Genomic DNA, 16258 nt, shown 5'->3' with positions numbered 1-16258 from the left:
CATGAACATTGATGAACTGAAGTCCCATGCGCTCGCCGCTCGCCGCGATATCGTCACGATGATTTATGAGTCCGGCATTGGCCACCCGGGCGGTGCCTTATCGATAATCGATATTCTCACCTGGATCTATTATCAGGAGGTTGACCTGGCGGCCTCGCCCCGCGCACGCGTCGTCATGAGCAAAGGGCATGCCGTTGCCGCGCAGTACGCCATGCTTTACCAAAAAGGGAAAATCGATCGCAGCGAGTTCAATACCTTCCGCCAGATCAATTCGCGCCTGCAGGGACACCCCAGCATAAAATCGCTCCCGGATGTCGATGCGACGACCGGTTTGCTCGGCCAGGGGCTATCCGTCGCCTTCGGTATGGCGGCCGCTAAAAAGCGGCGCGACGAGCCTCATCGGGTATTTGCCATCATCGGCGATGGCGAAATGCACGAAGGGCAAATCTGGGAAACCCTACAGCAGGCCGGGCATATGAAAATGGATAATCTGGTCGCGATTATCGATTACAACGGCTTCTCTTCCCACGATCCGGTCAATGAGGTGGTTAATCTCGAGCCGCTGGCGGATAAGATCCGCAGCTTCGGCTGGCACGTGCTGGAGCTGCATAACGGTAATGATATGCACCAGGTGGCCGACACCCTGATGCTCTCCCGCCATCTGAAAGGCAAGCCCGTAGCCATCGTTGCCCATACCACCAAGGGATCCGGCGTCAGCTATATGGAAAATAACGGCGACTGGCACTCAAAAACCCCGACCAACGAACAATACCAGCAGGCAATGGAGGAGTTACAGTGATGAAAGCACCGCGTGATGAGATCGGTAATGCACTGATTGCCCTGAAAGAAAAAGGCTACCCCATCGTCGCTATCGATAGTGACTTAGCCAGTTCAACCCGCACCGACCAGTTTCAGGCGCGCTACCCGGAGGCCTTCTTCGAAATGGGGATTGCGGAAGGTTCAGCGATGAGTTTTGCCGTGGGTCAGGCGCTTGAGGGCTATATCCCCTTCTATGTCAATTTTGCAATGTTTGTGACGGGGACGGCATGGACCCAGCTGCGACAGGCCTGCTACGCCAAAGCCAACGTCAAGCTGGTGGGTAGCCATCCGGGAATGGATGACGGACCGGACGGCGCCTCGCACCACGCGCTGGAGGATCTTGCCCTGACCCGTGTGCTGCCGGGCCTGACGATCCTGACGCCGGCAGATGCCGAAGAAATAGCCGACGCCTTTGAGCAGGCGGCAAAAATCAAAGGCCCGGTTTATATCCGCGTGGCGCGTGAACCGATGCCGGTGCGCGATAAAAGCGTGATACCCCGGGTCACCGATATCGCGGCCATCGCCAGCAGCGGCAACGAGTTCGCCATTCTCTTTGAGGGCACGGTGCTGGAACAGGCCAGCGAAGGCTATGAAAAGCTGGTTGCCAGCGGCAAGAAAGGCAAGCTCATCCACGTGGCGACGCTCAAACCGTTTAACCAGCAGGAATTTTATGCGCTGGTCGAAGACTGCCCGCTGATCGCCACGCTGGAGAATCACACGGTAAACGGCGGCCTTGGCGGTCAGGTAGCCGAAGCGATGGCCCAGGCGGCCCATCCGGCGCGCCTGACGCGCCTGGGAACGCAGGATACCTTCACCGAGTCGGGCAACAGCCGGCAGCTCAAGGCAAAATACGGCATCTCCGGCGAGGCGCTGTATAACGCGCTTCGCTGACCGTCGCACGAGCCGGTCGCCCAGTGACCGGCTCGCTATTTGAGGAGCCGACATGGATGCGAAATTATTTGCCGCTTGTCAGTACACCGGGAGTGGTCTGGACTGGCGCGGCGCCATTAAGCTGGCCTGCCGCCCGCTGGCGCAGCAGGGGAAAATCAGCGCCGGCTATGCGGATGCCATCATCAGCGCCACCGAGGAAAATGGCCCCTGGTACATACTCACTCCGGAATTTGCGCTCCCGCACGCCCGCCCGGATGAAGGGGTTCTGAGCCCGCACAGCGTGCTCTCACTGGTTTGCTGCGCCGAAGCCGTGGCGTTTCCCGATCACCCCGATGTGCGGCTGATTATCGTCCTGGCCGCGGCCGATAGCGAACAGCATATTCAGACGATCCAGCGATTAGTTTGCTGGCTGGATGAGGAGGATCGACTGCGTCAGCTCACCAGGGTGGAGCATCAGAACCAGCTTGATGCGCTCGTCGCTGGCTGCAAATAATAAAAGGGGACAAAGTCCCCTTTTATTATCACCGTAGCGAAGGCCCGAAGAAAAATTACGCGTGAGCCACCGGCGTAGGGTGGTGCCCCGCTTTACGCAGCAGCGTCAGCAGGTAAATAAACGACACGCTGGCAATCATAATAAACAGCAAATTATCGGAGAAATTCTGCATCAGCATCGCAGTAAGAGTCGGCCCAAGCAGGCTGCCGATGGTGTAGCTCATCAATAGCGCCTGGTTCATCGCCACCAGCTGATGGCGCTCAACTTTTTCGCATGCCCACGCCATCGCCACCGGATACAGCGTAAAGCCCGAGGCGCCAAGGATAAACAGAGCAGGAGCCATCGCGGCCTGGCTCAGCATTGCCAGACAGCCGAGAATAACGATAAAGACCTGAACGCGCAGCACCAGCAGACGCCCATAGCGATCCGCCAGCCGCCCCACCGGCCACTGCCCGAGGATCCCGGCGCTCACCATCACCGCCATCCAGAAACCAATCCCGGCGTCGCTCACCCCTTGATGATTCAGCCACAGCGGCATAAGCCCGTACAGCGAGCCGAGGACGATCCCGGAAATAATGCAGCCGTTAACGCCGTGGCGAGCCTGACGAAGCTTGAGCATCGGCCAGATGCGGGCCGGCTCGTGCGGCTCATCCGTCTGATTGACCACGCGCGTAAACAGCAGAGGAAGGATTGCGGCCAGCGCCAGCCCGGTCACCCAGGGCAGAACGCTCATCAGATCCGTCGGCAGCTTGCTCACCATAAGCTGGCCCAGCACGGTACCGACATAGTAAACCATCATGTACGCCGCCAGCAGGCGACCGCGGCTGCGGGTGGTCCCGCTGCAAACCAGCGCGCTTTCCACCACCACCCAAATCATTGCGCAGCCTACGCCGGCGATAAAACGCCAGCTAAACCAGGTCCAGAAGCCAATGGTGACGCCAAGCCCAACGCAGCCGACGGCAAAAATCAGCGAGGCAAGATAGTAGCTACGGTTAAATCCCAGATGTTTAATGACCCACCCGGCCATCAGGGTTCCGACCAGGTTACCGGTGAAATAGGATGAGCCAACCATCCCGACCTGCCAGGTAGGCATGTTTTCATGGGCGAGCCAAAGCGGGACGAGGGTATTTAAAACCGCTATCGCCAGCGTCAACAAAAGCAGGCCGCAGAGCAACATTTGCACCGGCCGGGTGTAGATGGACATGGATATAAACCGTGAGGAAGTTCAGATTTCGTGCGCATCATGCCACCGCTAAAAACATTGTCAATCCACCTGAAATCAGGCAGGACGCGGTTTCTCGGGCAACGATTGAAGTTTTTTATCCATCGGCGAGGCGGCAGAATTATTCTTTATATTATTCCATTGTTTTTATTAATTTATTGGAATTAACAGGCGGGAATATCAGTTGAAATATTTCATGAAGAGAGCGCATTTTTTATCGCGCCAGAACCGCCAGGTTCCGGCGCGAATAGCGGCTTAGCTGGCGATAGCCATGCCAACCGTCATATGCAGACCGTAGAAGACCCCGCGGCCCACCATCTCGCCCACCAGCACCAGCGCAAATGCCAGGCCTAGCAGCGGTACCGCCGGCTGATACCCTCTAAGCATTGGCGCAACCCAGCACGCCAAAGCCAGCGCCAGCGCCGCTACGCGCCAGGCCATCAGCGAGCCGTAGGCTGGCACCAGCGCAGACGCCTGCTGGATGGAGCTATGGATAGTCGACAGCTCGCTGCCCTGCATCAGCGCCACAACGACGCTAGCCACCAGGGCCACCAGCGTTATGGCGGGCAGCAGGCGCATCGCCCAACCTTCCACGCCGGCCACGCGCAGCAGCAGATAGCCCAGCAGCGGCCCGCCGGTAAACAGCGTCAGGAAGAAGCTCAGCGGCGTCCAGACGCTATACCAGGTCGGCACCGTATCAATGGTGTTGTACACCCGCACCATCATCCAGACGAAAATGACGCCCAATACCATCGTGACGATCAGCCACAGGCTGCGCAGCCCGGCCGGCAGCTTCTTAACCGCCGCCAGCAGCCAGCCAATACCGCCAACGGCGAAGAAGAGAGCTCCGCTGGCGATTTCATTACTCAGCGACGATGCGCCTACGCGGTTCAGCGAATTGAAGGCCCGCATCGGCGATCCCAGGTGCAGCGTCGAGGCGATAAAGCCAATCCCCATCAGCACCCAGAGGCCAAACATGCTAAGCACCACGCGCTGCTGCTGCTCACGCGACAGGCTGCCTTTCATAAGCGTCAGCGCCAGGACGATGAAACCGCCCACTACGCACTGACCAAAGACCGTGAAGATCATCAGCGGCCATTCATGCCATCCACTTCCCATCTCACACCTCCTTCGGGTTGGCCAGATAGCCGGTTGTATCGCCACACGGACGACTGTTGGCGTTCGGTTTAATGACAATACTGGGTTGCGTAAAATGCGCCGACGGCAACGGCGCAACGGCGGCCAGCTTGCCGTGCTTCTGCCGCAGCTCTTCGATTGGGCCAAAGTCCAGCGCCCGCAGCGGGCAGGACTCGACGCAGATCGGTTTTTTACCTTCGGCGACGCGCTCGTGGCAGCCGTCGCACTTGGTCATATGCCCTTTCGCCGCGTTGTACTGCGGCGCGCCGTACGGACAGGCCATATGGCAATAGCGGCAGCCGATACAGACGTCTTCATCCACCACCACAAAGCCATCGTCACGCTTATGCATTGCTCCGCTCGGACACACCTTGGTACAGGCCGGGTCCTCGCAGTGGTTACAGGCGATAGAGAGGTAGTAGGCAAACACGTTCTGCTGCCAGACGCCGTTATCCTCCTGCCAGTCGCCGCCCGCATATTCATAAATGCGACGGAAGCTGACGTCCGGCGTCAGGTTCTTATAGTCTTTACAAGCCAGTTCGCAGGTTTTACAACCGGTGCAACGGGCGGAATCGATAAAAAATCCATATTGAGTTGTCATCGGTTATTCCTTACAGCTTTTCAACCTGGACGAGGTTGGTATGCGACGGGTTTCCTTTCGCCAGGGGCGACGGGCGTTGGGTGGTGAGCACGTTAATACTCCCCGCCTGATCCACGCGGCCTGCGTCCGGGTTATACCAGGCGCCCTCACCCAGCGCGACGACGCCAGGCATCATACGCGGCGTAACTTTGGCTTCGATATGCACTTCACCGCGGGCGTTGAAAATACGAATTCGCTCGCCGTTGGTGATACCTCGCGCCTTCGCATCAAGCGGGTTAATCCACATCTCCTGGCGACAGGCGGCCTTCAGCACATCGACGTTGCCGTAGGTCGAGTGAACGCGGGATTTATAGTGGAAGCCGGTCAGCTGCAGCGGGAATTTCTCGATCAGCGGATCGTTATAGTTTTCAAAGCCTGGGGTATAAATTGGCAGCGGATCGATCACGTCCCCTTCAGCTAGCTCCCAGGTGGCGGCAATTTTTGCCAGCTCCTGCGAATAGATCTCGATTTTTCCCGACGGCGTGGTCAAGGGATTCGCCTGCGGATTTTCGCGGAACGCTTTATAGGCAACGTGGTGTCCTTCCGGATCGCGCTGCTTATAGATCCCCTGCTTACGGAAGGTATCAAAGTCCGGGAGGTCGGGGATCGCTTGACGGGAAAGCTCATGCAGATAGCGCATCCAGCCTTCCTGGCTACGGCCTTCGGTAAACCGTTGCTCCACGCCCATGCGTTTTGCCAGCGCCGTCGTCATGTCATAAATCGTTTTGCATTCGAAGCGCGGCTTAATCACCTCATCGGTGAAGATAACGTACGACATGTTGCCGCAGGAGGCGTCCAGCGCGAAGTCCATCTGCTCGGAGGCGGTGCAGTCCGGCAGCAGGATATCGGCATATTTCGCCGACGAGGTCATATGGCAATCGATCACCACGATCATCTCGCATTTCTTGTCGTCCTGCAGAATTTCATGGGTGCGGTTAATATCAGAGTGCTGGTTAATCAGGCAGTTGCCTGCATAGTTCCAGATCATCTTGATCGGTACATCGAGCTTGTCTTTGCCGCGGACCCCGTCACGTAGCGCCGTCATCTCCGGGCCGCGCTCAATCGCGTCGGTCCACATAAACATGGAGATGCTGGTCTCAACCGGATTATCCAGCGTCGGCATACGCTCAAACGGCAGATCGTATGAGCCCTCGCGCGCGCCGCTGTTGCCGCCGTTAATGCCGACGTTGCCGGTCAGAATCGACAGCATCGAGATCGCCCGGGTCGCAATTTCACCGTTAGCGTGGCGCTGCGGTCCCCAGCCCTGGCTAATACAGGCAGGCTTCGCGCTGGCAATCTCACGCGCCAGCTTCACAATGCGATCGACCGGAATCCCGGTGATGGTTGACGCCCATGTCGGCGTTTTGGCGATACCGTCGCTGCCCTGGCCCAGGATCCAGGCCTTGTAGTGGCCGTTTGCCGGCGCATCGGCAGGGAGCGTTTTTTCATCGTAGCCAACGCAGTATTTATCGAGGAACGGGGTATCGACCAGGTTTTCCGTAATCATCACCCAGGCCAGCGCGGAGACCAGCGCCGCATCGGTACCCGGACGGATCGGGATCCACTCGTCTTCACGACCGGCTCCGGTATCCGTGTAGCGGGGATCGACAATGATCATCCGCGCATTGGATTTTTGTCGCGCCTGCTCCAGATAGTAGGTCACCCCGCCGCCGCTCATCCGCGTTTCGCCCGGGTTATTACCAAACAGAACGACCAGCTGGCTGTTTTCAATATCAGACGGGCTGTTGCCGTCGGCCCAGCCGCCGTAGGTGTAATTCAGCCCTGCGGCGATTTGTGCGGAGGAGTAGTCGCCGTAGTGATTAAGATAACCGCCGCAGCAGTTCATCAGGCGGGCAATGAGCGTTTTTCCCGGCGGCCAGGAGCGGGTCATGGTTCCACCCAGGGTCCCGGTCCCGTAGTTCAGGTAGATAGACTCGTTGCCATAGTCCTTGATCAGGCGCTGCATATTGCCGGCAATGGTATCGAACGCCTCTTCCCAGCTGATGCGTTCAAATTTACCCTCACCGCGTTTACCCACGCGCTTCATCGGGTACTTCAGGCGATCGGGATTGTAGACGCGACGACGCATCGAACGTCCGCGCAGGCAGGCACGCACCTGGTGCAGACCGTCGTAGTTATCATCGCCGGTATTATCTGTTTCAACGTATTTAATTTCGCCATCAACAACATGCATGCGCAGCGGGCAGCGGCTACCGCAGTTAACGGTACAGGCGCTCCAGGTTACCGTTTCGCTTACCGGTGACAGGGTATCTGCGGCATGGGCAATGCGCGTGAAGGGTAAGGTAAATGCGCTACTGGCCACTGCCAGACCGCCAATCGCCGTGGTTTTCATTAAACCACGCCGGCTTACTTCGGCAGCCAGTAAAGCATCGGGGGCTTTAGTTTTCATGGGTACTCGCTTTGATTGCTCACAATTTACTGACAATCGCTATATAGATTTATATATAACGCAATTATATTTTATTAGTTTTTTATGCTGCTTTAACTCAAAGGGAGTATGGAAGGGTTCAACGGACGGGTTATTGCCCAGCATCAAGAAGGAGATGAAAAAAAAGCGCCCGTAGGCGCTTTTGAGAAGGAGGTAGAAAAATCAGCCGATGAACTCAAGGCCGCGCATATACGGGCGCAGAATTTCCGGGATTTCAATACGGCCGTCTGCCTGCTGATAGTTTTCCATCAGCGCAACCAGAGTACGACCCACAGCCAGGCCAGAGCCGTTCAGCGTATGGACCAGACGCGTTTTCTTATCAGACTTGCTGCGGCAGCGTGCCTGCATGCGGCGCGCCTGGAAATCCCAGACGTTCGAGCAGGACGAAATTTCGCGGTAGGTGTTCTGCGCCGGAACCCACACTTCCAGATCGTAGGTTTTGCATGCGCTGAAGCCCATATCGCCGGTGCAGAGCGCCACTTTACGGTATGGCAGACCCAGCAGCTGCAGAACTTTTTCCGCATGGCCGGTCATCTCTTCCAGCGCCGCCATGGAATCTTCCGGACGGACGATCTGCACCATTTCAACTTTGTCGAACTGGTGCATACGGATCAGACCGCGGGTATCACGACCGTAGGAGCCTGCTTCAGAGCGGAAGCACGGCGTATGCGCGGTCATTTTGATCGGCAGATCGTCTTCATCGATGATCTCATCGCGAACCAAGTTAGTCAGCGGAACCTCGGCGGTCGGGATGAGCGCGTAGTTGCTGCTATCCGCCTCTTCTTCCAGCGGACGAGTATGGAACAGGTCGCCGGCGAATTTCGGCAGCTGGCCGGTGCCATACAGCGTTTCCTGGTTTACCAGATACGGGACATAGTTTTCACTATAGCCGTGCTGTTCGGTATGCAGGTCCAGCATAAACTGCGACAGCGCGCGGTGCAGACGAGCCAGCTGGCCCTTCATGACCACAAAGCGCGAGCCGGTCAGTTTGACCGCCGCAGCGAAGTCCAGCCCGCCGTGCATTTCGCCCAGCGTTACGTGATCGCGCACGTCAAAATCGAACTCGCGCGGGGTTCCCCAGCGGCTCACTTCGACGTTGTCGTTTTCACTTTTGCCCAGCGGAACGTCATCATGCGGGACGTTCGGGATGGTCAGCGCGATGTCGCGGATCTCGGCCAGCAGCGCGTCCAGATCGGTTTTCGCCGCATCCAGCTGTTCGCCAAGCTTGTTCACTTCCAGGCGTAACGGCTCGATATCTTCCCCACGCGCTTTCGCCTGGCCAATGGATTTCGATCGGGAGTTACGCTCCGCCTGCAGATTTTCAGTTTCAACCTGCAGAACTTTACGACGCTCTTCCAGAGCGCGCAGTTTATCTACATCCAGCTTAAAGCCCCGGCGTGCCAGTTTTTCAGCGACTGCGTCTGGCTCGGTACGCAGCAGATTGGGATCGAGCATGCTTATCCTGTGCTTATCGAATTAATAAAATGAAAAGTGGCCGCAGAATACGACCACCGGAATATCTTGATAACCTTACCGCAACGCCTCTGTTAGCGGTAGCGTTTTGTGGGGCTATTTTGATCCTGTTCGCTAAGCCAGGCGAGCTTTTCGCCAATTTTCCCCTCAAGCCCTCTGTTTGTTGGCCGATAATAGCGAGTTTGCGCCATTTCCTGCGGGAAGTACTCCTCCCCGGCGGCATAAGCGTTGGGCTCATCGTGGGCATAGCGATACTGCTGGCCATAGCCCATCTCTTTCATCAGCTTCGTCGGCGCGTTGCGCAGATGGACCGGCACATCGTAGTCCGGACGTTCGCGGGCATCGGCCATCGCGGCCTTAAAGGCGCTGTAAACCGCGTTGCTCTTCGGCGCGCAGGCCAGATAAACAATGGCCTGAGCAATCGCCCGCTCGCCTTCAGCCGGCCCTACCCGGGTAAAGCAGTCCCAGGCGGAGATAGCGACCTGCATGGCCCGGGGGTCGGCGTTGCCGACGTCTTCCGAGGCAATCGCCAGGCAACGGCGGGCAACGTACAGCGGATCGCCGCCGGCGCTGATGATCCGGGCATACCAGTACAACGCGGCGTCCGGCGCGCTGCCGCGAACGGACTTGTGCAGCGCCGAAATTAAATCGTAAAAACGATCGCCCTTGTTATCAAAACGCGCGCTGCGCTCGCCGGCAATTTCGGTCAACAGTTCGGCCTGCAGCACCCGCTGACCGGCGGCGTCGGTTTCGGCCATATCGGCCATCATCTCCAGCGTGTTGAGCGCACGGCGCGCATCGCCGTTTACCAGCTCGGCGATCGCCCGACGCGTCTCATCAGGCAGCACAATATTCTGCCCGCCGTAGCCGCGGGTTTTATCGCTCATCGCCTGCGTTAATACCTGCTCGATATCTTCGCTGGTGAGCGATTTCAGCAGATAGACGCGCGCTCTGGATAGCAGCGCGGAGTTCAGTTCAAAAGAGGGGTTTTCCGTCGTCGCGCCGATAAAGGTGATCGTGCCATCTTCGATATGCGGCAGAAACGCATCCTGCTGGCTTTTATTGAAGCGGTGGACTTCGTCGACAAACAGGATGGTGCGCCGACCGGCATTACGGTTCTGCCGGGCGCGTTCAATGGCTTCACGGATCTCCTTAACGCCGGAGGTCACGGCCGAAATACGCTCGACGTCGGCGCTGGCATAGCGGGCAATCACTTCCGCTAAGGTGGTTTTTCCGGTGCCCGGCGGGCCCCATAAAATCATCGAATGAAGATGCCCGGCCTCAATTGCCCGCGGCAAAGGTTTACCCGGTGCCAGCAGATGCTGCTGGCCGATGTACTGCGCTAAATTTTCTGGCCGCATACGGGCGGCCAGAGGTTGAAACGCATTGTCGGAAAAATCGAGCGACAGATTGCCCACATTCGCCTCTATTTACGTTGATCGTCTACCGTAACCCCTTGCGGCGGCGTGAAGGTAAACTTAGATGCGTCTATCGCACCGTTTTGCTGCGACTTCAGCTGGTAGCTGCTGCGCTGGTCGTCCTGCTCTACCGCGCTGAACTGATGGATGGTGCCATCACGTCCTACGTTAATGGTGAACTGCTTCAGGTTACCGCCGCCGCTTTTCGGCGTCAGGACAAAGTCATCGCCGTTTTGCTTAATATTATACTGCTGCCAGTCGTTAGACTGGTTACGCGCAATCAGCATAAACGGCGTGTTGCTGGTGGCGTCTTTCAGCCAGGTGACGGTCGCCTGCTCAACGAACGGGTTATAGAACCACAGCGTTTTACCGTCAGAAACCAGAATACTTTCATCCGGCTGGGTCATATGCCAGTTGAACAGATTCGGTCGTTTTACCCACAGGTCGCCCTGCCCGTCCTGTACCGCATTGCCGCTGCCATCAGTCACTTTCTGCGTAAAGCTGGCGTGGAAGCTGCTCACCTTATCCAGACGGCTTTTCAAATCGCCGGCGGCATCAGCCCAAACCTGGCTGACAACAAACCCAGACAGTAATGCACAGGTGATTGCGAGTTTTTTCATTGTTATTCCTTAATGTCCGTCAACGTGCGTCGCTCCCGGCGCGGGAGCCTCTTCTGCCCCTAATGTAGGACCGCCTGGCGCGGCGGGACAGAAGAATAGGCTGATTTTGCTCTTATTTACCCAACTTTGCACTCACTCGAAGGGCGGCGGCGCCAGCACTTCGCGGTTTCCGTTATGGCCCTGCTCGCTGACGATGCCCTGCGCTTCCATCTGTTCGATGATACGCGCGGCGCGGTTATAGCCGATACGGAACTGACGTTGAACCCCGGAGATAGAGGCTTTACGCTTCTCGGTTACGAAATTGACCGCCTGGTCGAACAGCGGGTCCAGCTCTTCTCCGCCGTCAAATCCGCCGCTGCCGCCTTCGCTTTCGCTATCGGAGGTGATGCCGTCGACGTACTGCGGACGCCCGCGCGCTTTCCAGTCCTGGACTACCGCATGGACTTCCTGGTCACGCACAAATGCTCCGTGCACGCGCACCGGGATAGTCGAGTTCGGCCCGGAGTAGAGCATATCCCCCATCCCCAGCAGCGATTCGGCGCCGCTCTGGTCGAGAATGGTACGCGAGTCAATTTTACTCGACACGGTGAACGCAATACGCGTCGGGATGTTGGCCTTAATCAGGCCGGTGATCACATCAACCGACGGACGCTGGGTAGCCAGCACGAGGTGAATACCCGCCGCACGCGCTTTCTGCGCCAGACGAGCAATCAGCTCTTCCACTTTCTTACCCACGGTCATCATCAGGTCGGCGAATTCATCCACCAGTACCACGATGTAAGGCAGTTTTTCCAGCACCGGATGGACCGCATCCATGCTGTCGCCCGGCTTCCAGTACGGATCCGGAATTGGCCGCCCCATGCGCGCCGCTTCGGCAATCTTCTCGTTGTAGCCCGCCAGGTTACGCACGCCCAAAGCTGACATCAGCTTGTAGCGGCGCTCCATCTCGTTCACGCTCCAGCGCAGAGCGTTGGCGGCGTCTTTCATATCGGTGACCACTTCCGTCAGCAGATGCGGGATCCCTTCATAGACCGACAGTTCGAGCATTTTCGGGTCGATCATAATGAAGCGCACATCTTCCGGCTGCGCCTTGTAGAGCATGCTGAGGATCATGGCGTTGACGCCGACCGACTTACCGGAGCCGGTGGTACCGGCAACCAGCAGGTGCGGCATTTTTGCCAGATCGGCAACGACCGGATCGCCCGCGATATCCTTGCCCAGCACCACGGTCAGCGGCGATGGGTTATCGCGGAATTTGGTATTATCCAGCACTTCACGCAGGTAGACGGTCTGACGCTTCTTATTCGGCAGCTCCAGGCCTACGTATGGTTTACCTGGAATAACCTCCACGACGCGCACGGCGACCGTGGATAGCGAACGGGCCAGGTCGCGCGACAGGTTAGAGATACGCGCGGCCTTCACCCCCGGAGCCAGGTTCAGCTCAAAGCGGGTGATAACCGGGCCAGGAGAGTAGTTCACGACGTCCGCTTTAATACGGAAATCGGCGAGGCGAGCTTCCACCAGGCGCGCCATTTGCTCCAGCGCGAAGGTATCAACCGGCTCTACCTCACTCGGCGGCGGCGTCAGCAGATCCAGGGACGGCAGCGGCGTCGTCGGCCGCTGCAGCGGATGGCTGTTGCCGTTACGCATCAGGAGCGGGTGAATCAGGCTCTCCTGCGGCTGCGGTGCAGGCTGTTGGACCGGCGGTTGCATATGGGCCTGAGGGGCCTGCTGCGGCTGATAGCTCTGCGCCGCTGGCGCAGATTGTACCGGCTGCTGAACCTGAGGCTGCTGGTATGCAGGCTGCGGTTGCTGCGCCGGCTGCTGATAGTGCTGTACCGACGGCTGAACTTCCGGCATCGGCGTAAACAGCGGTTCGCTCGGGCCATCGTCCACTAACGTTTTCATCGGCGAGAAATCATAATCAGCCGGGGAGAACGGATTCGCCCCACGCGGCTGCTCGCTGCTGTAGCGCTGCTGCTGGGTCGCGGCAAACTGACGGGCCAGCTCGGCTTCGGCGGCTGAATCGTCATCGTCGGCTTCGTCAGCCTGGTAGACCTCACCGTAGCGCTGCTGCTGGGTCGCGGCAAACTGGCGCGCCAGCTCCCCCTGCTCCAGCTCGTTAACTTCTTCATCGGTGAGCGGTTCATCGTCATAATTCTGGTCCAGCTCCGCCTGACGAGCGCGCTCTTCCGCAATGCGCTGAGAAGGCAGCTTAATGCCATACGATGCCAGCTCACGGCGGGTCGGTACGCGGACGTGGTTAGGACGCGGCAGCTTCGGACCAATGCCTTCTTTGACCTGCACGCGCGGCCCGCCCGCAGCCGGGCTGAACAGCGGCGCGGCGGATGACGCGGCGGACGCCACCACGCCGGCAGTTGCACCAGCGCCCGTGGCCTGGTGCACGCCTGCAGCCAGCGTGGTCACCGCGGCGGCATCAACGGGCGACGATGGCGGCGGCGAAGAGATCGGTTTAGTCGCAATCGGGCTGGCAGGTTCCGGAATCGGCTGATACCAGGCGGCAAGCTGTTCGCGTTCACGCGCGCGTTTCTCTTCGACCTCTTCGAAATAGTACATCGGCGGACGCTGCGGCTTAACCTCTTCCTGCGGAGCTTCGGGCTCGGTAACCGGCGAGGCGGCATAGGGTTCAGGCTGATAAGCAGGCTGCTGTACCGGCGCCTGTTCAGGCTGATACGCCTGATGCGGCGGATACGTTGGCTCAGGGCGATAATGAGGCTGCTGCACCGGCGCCTGCTCAGGCTGATACGCCTGCTGCGGCTGGTACGGTGGCTCAGGCTGATAGTGAGGCTGATGTACAGGAGCCTGCTCAGGCTGATACGCCTGCTGCGGCTGGTACGGTGGTTCAGGCTGATAGTGAGGCTGCTGCACCTGTGCCTGCGCAGGCTGATACGCCTGCTGCGGCTGGTACGGTGGCTCAGGCTGGTAGTGAGGCTGCTGCACCGGCGTCTGCGCAGGCTGATACGCCTGCTGCGGCTGGTACGGTGGCTCAGGCTGGTAGTGAGGCTGCTGCATCGGCGCCTGCTGCGGCTGGTACGGTGGTTCAGGCTGATAGTGTGGCTGCTGCACCGGCGCCTGCTCAGGCTGATACGCCTGCGCCTCCGGCTGCCAGCCGGCCTGTGGAGTCTGCCCGGCTACCGGCTCAGCCCATACCTGCGGCGCCGCGGTTGCTGCCGCAGCCGCGCTGACAGGATCGGCGATGCTATGGCCGTTAAGCAGCGGATCGTAGGGGTCAAAGTCACCCGGACGCGCTGCGCTGGCCCCGGAGAATAAGACATCGTCCGCATCTGACGGACGCGCGGCGCTGGCGCCAGAAAACAGCACATCGTCTGCCGCAACCGGCGCGCCGTTGGCGCTGAACTGGACGTCCTCCTCGGCATCATCCATGCGCTTACCCGAAAACAGCGCAGCGTCGGTCTTGCGCCCCATCGGGTTGGAAAACTTCTCAGCCAGACGCTGGCGACGCGCCAGGGCGCTGCGTAAAATTCGTGCGCGACGCGATCCCTGCGGTTTCGCCGTATCGTCGTCTTCGTCATCCTCATAGTCGTCCTCATCCACCCACGTATCGTCCCGACGGGTACGGTTACTGGCAAAGGTAAGGACGGAAAGAATCACGCCGCCGAGCTTTTCGGCAATGCTGACCCACGACCAGCCGGTAAACAAGGTTAGACCCGCCGCCCAGATGCAGAGCAGCGCAATAGTCCCGCCGCTGCTGTGCAGCAGCGGTTGCAAAGTGGTGCTCAGCAAGCTGCCAATGACCCCGCCGGAGGCGAAATACCAAATATCATCGGCATTGATAGAGGCCAGGCCACAGGAGGTCAGGATCAGCGCCAGCGCGCCAATTAAGCGCAGCGAAACGGCGAAATAATCGATGTACTCGTCGTTAGCCTGATTGCGCCAGGCAAACCAGCAGCCGCCGATGATAATCACGGGAATGGTGTAAGCCATTACGCCAAAAATGAAAAATAGCGTATCGGCAAGCCATGCTCCCGGCGTACCGCCGATGTTGTGGATAGGCTCGTGCCAGGCCGTTTGCGACCAGCTTGGATCCGAGGGATTAAAGCTGAGTAAGGCCGCCATCAGCCAGATGGCAAAAAGGGTGCAAAGGATAAGTAACGCCTCAAGGAGTCGGCGCCCGCTGCTTAGCTTCGTCAGTTTGACTTCTTTGTCTTCGGTGTATTCCTGGCTCAAAAAAGGCTCTCCAGGTATCAGGCTGTTTCCTGCCTGCTGCTAAAACGGACAACAGTGCCGGGTCACCCCGGCACTGTTGCTGTATGGATTAACAGGAGTGTAATCAAACTACGTCGATTTTGCACCTGTTCCGTGTTAGCGCGTCTTAATTACCAGACGATTGCTCTGCTTGACCTCTTCCATTACCACGTAGGTACGGGTGTCGTTAACGCCCGGCAGGCGCAGCAGGGTTTCGCCCAGTAGTTTACGATACGCTGACATATCCGGTACGCGAGTTTTCAACAGGTAGTCGAAATCGCCGGATACCAGATGACACTCTTGAATTTCTTCAAGTTTTTGCACAGCGGCGTTAAATTGCTCAAACACATCCGGCGCGCCACGATTCAGAGTAATCTCAACAAATACCAGAAGTGATGCATCCAGATAATGCGGGTTAAGCAGCGCCGTATAGCCCTGAATAAAACCCTGTCTTTCCAGTCGACGCACGCGCTCAAGGCAAGGCGTCGGAGAAAGTCCCACCCGTTTAGAAAGTTCGACGTTAGAAATACGTCCGTCTTTTTGTAACTCATTCAGAATGTTACGATCGATGCGGTCGAGATCTTTGCCAGGGCGCTTCTTGCTATCTACCATTATTATTGTCTCTCTGTATTCCTTCCCTACTCCTGTTCTGACTCTGAGCCTTCACTGCCAGAGCCCATCCTGTTCTTACCCGTACGACTTGAGTAACCCAGGGGTACGTGAGAAGCCCGTTGCCTGACGGCAGCCACCGACATCACGCATGGCGTCTGTCCACACCATGCGTAGATTTCGCTAACCCGGATAAAAATGGCATTTGCATGCATGAAAATTCGCCACACGCAAAACGCTGCTTTTCTTCTTCCATGAAT

The 16258-nt window shown here is 58.2% G+C and carries 12 protein-coding genes; 3 read left to right on the top strand and 9 right to left on the bottom strand.

What is annotated here, in order from left to right; all coding sequences use genetic code 11:
- The first annotated feature begins 1 nt into the window (after position 1).
- Genes NWP14_RS11500 through NWP14_RS11490 form a run of 3 tightly spaced genes read left to right on the top strand, consistent with a single transcriptional unit; the run spans position 2 to position 2203 of the window.
- Positions 2-799 (top strand): transketolase, encoded by a 798-nt coding sequence (locus NWP14_RS11500; protein ID WP_044352287.1) that lies wholly within the window; start codon positions 2-4, stop codon positions 797-799.
- On the top strand, positions 799-1710 hold the full coding sequence (locus NWP14_RS11495; protein WP_331835676.1) for a transketolase family protein: 912 nt from the start codon (positions 799-801) through the stop codon (positions 1708-1710). The genes NWP14_RS11500 and NWP14_RS11495 overlap by 1 nt, the downstream gene beginning before the upstream one ends.
- Positions 1711-1762: 52 nt before the next feature.
- Positions 1763-2203, top strand: a complete 441-nt coding sequence (locus NWP14_RS11490; RefSeq protein ID WP_095095639.1) for a PTS sugar transporter subunit IIA — start codon at positions 1763-1765, stop codon at positions 2201-2203.
- A 55-nt stretch (positions 2204-2258) separates the two neighbouring features.
- Here the strand turns inward: NWP14_RS11490 and NWP14_RS11485 are convergent, their stop codons facing one another.
- The 9 genes from NWP14_RS11485 to lrp all read right to left on the bottom strand — a co-directional run bounded on the left by NWP14_RS11485 (position 2259) and on the right by lrp (position 16001).
- Positions 2259-3407, bottom strand: coding sequence for an MFS transporter (locus NWP14_RS11485; protein ID WP_095095636.1), 1149 nt, complete (start codon positions 3405-3407; stop codon positions 2259-2261).
- Between the two features lie 273 nt (positions 3408-3680).
- A complete protein-coding gene (locus NWP14_RS11480) occupies positions 3681-4544 on the bottom strand; it encodes a dimethyl sulfoxide reductase anchor subunit family protein (protein WP_375215340.1) in 864 nt (287 codons plus the stop codon).
- A 1-nt stretch (position 4545) separates the two neighbouring features.
- The gene (locus NWP14_RS11475) at positions 4546-5163 is read right to left on the bottom strand and encodes a DMSO/selenate family reductase complex B subunit (RefSeq protein WP_095095630.1); all 618 of its coding nucleotides are present in this window, start codon (positions 5161-5163) and stop codon (positions 4546-4548) included.
- A 10-nt stretch (positions 5164-5173) separates the two neighbouring features.
- Complete coding sequence (gene dmsA / locus NWP14_RS11470; RefSeq protein ID WP_331850522.1) at positions 5174-7612, bottom strand: dimethylsulfoxide reductase subunit A; 2439 nt, start codon at positions 7610-7612, stop codon at positions 5174-5176.
- 201 nt (positions 7613-7813) lie between these two features.
- Positions 7814-9106 (bottom strand): serine--tRNA ligase, encoded by a 1293-nt coding sequence (gene serS / locus NWP14_RS11465; RefSeq protein ID WP_041144783.1) that lies wholly within the window; start codon positions 9104-9106, stop codon positions 7814-7816.
- 92 nt (positions 9107-9198) lie between these two features.
- Positions 9199-10542 carry a replication-associated recombination protein RarA gene (gene rarA, locus NWP14_RS11460; protein ID WP_095095624.1) on the bottom strand — a complete coding sequence of 448 codons (1344 nt, stop codon included), beginning with the start codon at positions 10540-10542 and terminating at the stop codon, positions 9199-9201.
- 8 nt (positions 10543-10550) lie between these two features.
- On the bottom strand, positions 10551-11162 hold the full coding sequence (gene lolA / locus NWP14_RS11455; RefSeq protein WP_095095621.1) for an outer membrane lipoprotein chaperone LolA: 612 nt from the start codon (positions 11160-11162) through the stop codon (positions 10551-10553).
- Between the two features lie 132 nt (positions 11163-11294).
- The gene (gene ftsK, locus NWP14_RS11450; protein WP_375215339.1) at positions 11295-15371 is read right to left on the bottom strand and encodes a DNA translocase FtsK; all 4077 of its coding nucleotides are present in this window, start codon (positions 15369-15371) and stop codon (positions 11295-11297) included.
- 135 nt (positions 15372-15506) lie between these two features.
- Positions 15507-16001 carry a leucine-responsive transcriptional regulator Lrp gene (gene lrp / locus NWP14_RS11445; protein WP_000228469.1) on the bottom strand — a complete coding sequence of 165 codons (495 nt, stop codon included), beginning with the start codon at positions 15999-16001 and terminating at the stop codon, positions 15507-15509.
- Between the last annotated feature and the right edge of the window lie 257 nt (positions 16002-16258).

The sequence above is a fragment of the Klebsiella sp. C349492 genome, from assembly GCF_042055345.1.
GTDB lineage: Bacteria > Pseudomonadota > Gammaproteobacteria > Enterobacterales > Enterobacteriaceae > Klebsiella > Klebsiella scottii.
Note: the sequence above shows the minus strand (reverse complement) of the source record. Positions and strands in the feature narration are given on the sequence as shown.

What these genes read in the sequence shown, in the direction of transcription:
- dmsA (WP_331850522.1), bottom strand. Translation starts at nt 7,612, where the DNA reads ATGAAAACTAAAGCCCCCGATGCTTTACTGGCTGCCGAAGTAAGCCGG.
- NWP14_RS11485 (WP_095095636.1), bottom strand. Translation starts at nt 3,407, where the DNA reads ATGTCCATCTACACCCGGCCGGTGCAAATGTTGCTCTGCGGCCTGCTT.
- serS (WP_041144783.1), bottom strand. Translation starts at nt 9,106, where the DNA reads ATGCTCGATCCCAATCTGCTGCGTACCGAGCCAGACGCAGTCGCTGAA.
- NWP14_RS11480 (WP_375215340.1), bottom strand. Translation starts at nt 4,544, where the DNA reads ATGGGAAGTGGATGGCATGAATGGCCGCTGATGATCTTCACGGTCTTT.
- lolA (WP_095095621.1), bottom strand. Translation starts at nt 11,162, where the DNA reads ATGAAAAAACTCGCAATCACCTGTGCATTACTGTCTGGGTTTGTTGTC.
- NWP14_RS11500 (WP_044352287.1), top strand. Translation starts at nt 2, where the DNA reads ATGAACATTGATGAACTGAAGTCCCATGCGCTCGCCGCTCGCCGCGAT.
- NWP14_RS11490 (WP_095095639.1), top strand. Translation starts at nt 1,763, where the DNA reads ATGGATGCGAAATTATTTGCCGCTTGTCAGTACACCGGGAGTGGTCTG.
- NWP14_RS11475 (WP_095095630.1), bottom strand. Translation starts at nt 5,163, where the DNA reads ATGACAACTCAATATGGATTTTTTATCGATTCCGCCCGTTGCACCGGT.
- NWP14_RS11495 (WP_331835676.1), top strand. Translation starts at nt 799, where the DNA reads ATGAAAGCACCGCGTGATGAGATCGGTAATGCACTGATTGCCCTGAAA.
- lrp (WP_000228469.1), bottom strand. Translation starts at nt 16,001, where the DNA reads ATGGTAGATAGCAAGAAGCGCCCTGGCAAAGATCTCGACCGCATCGAT.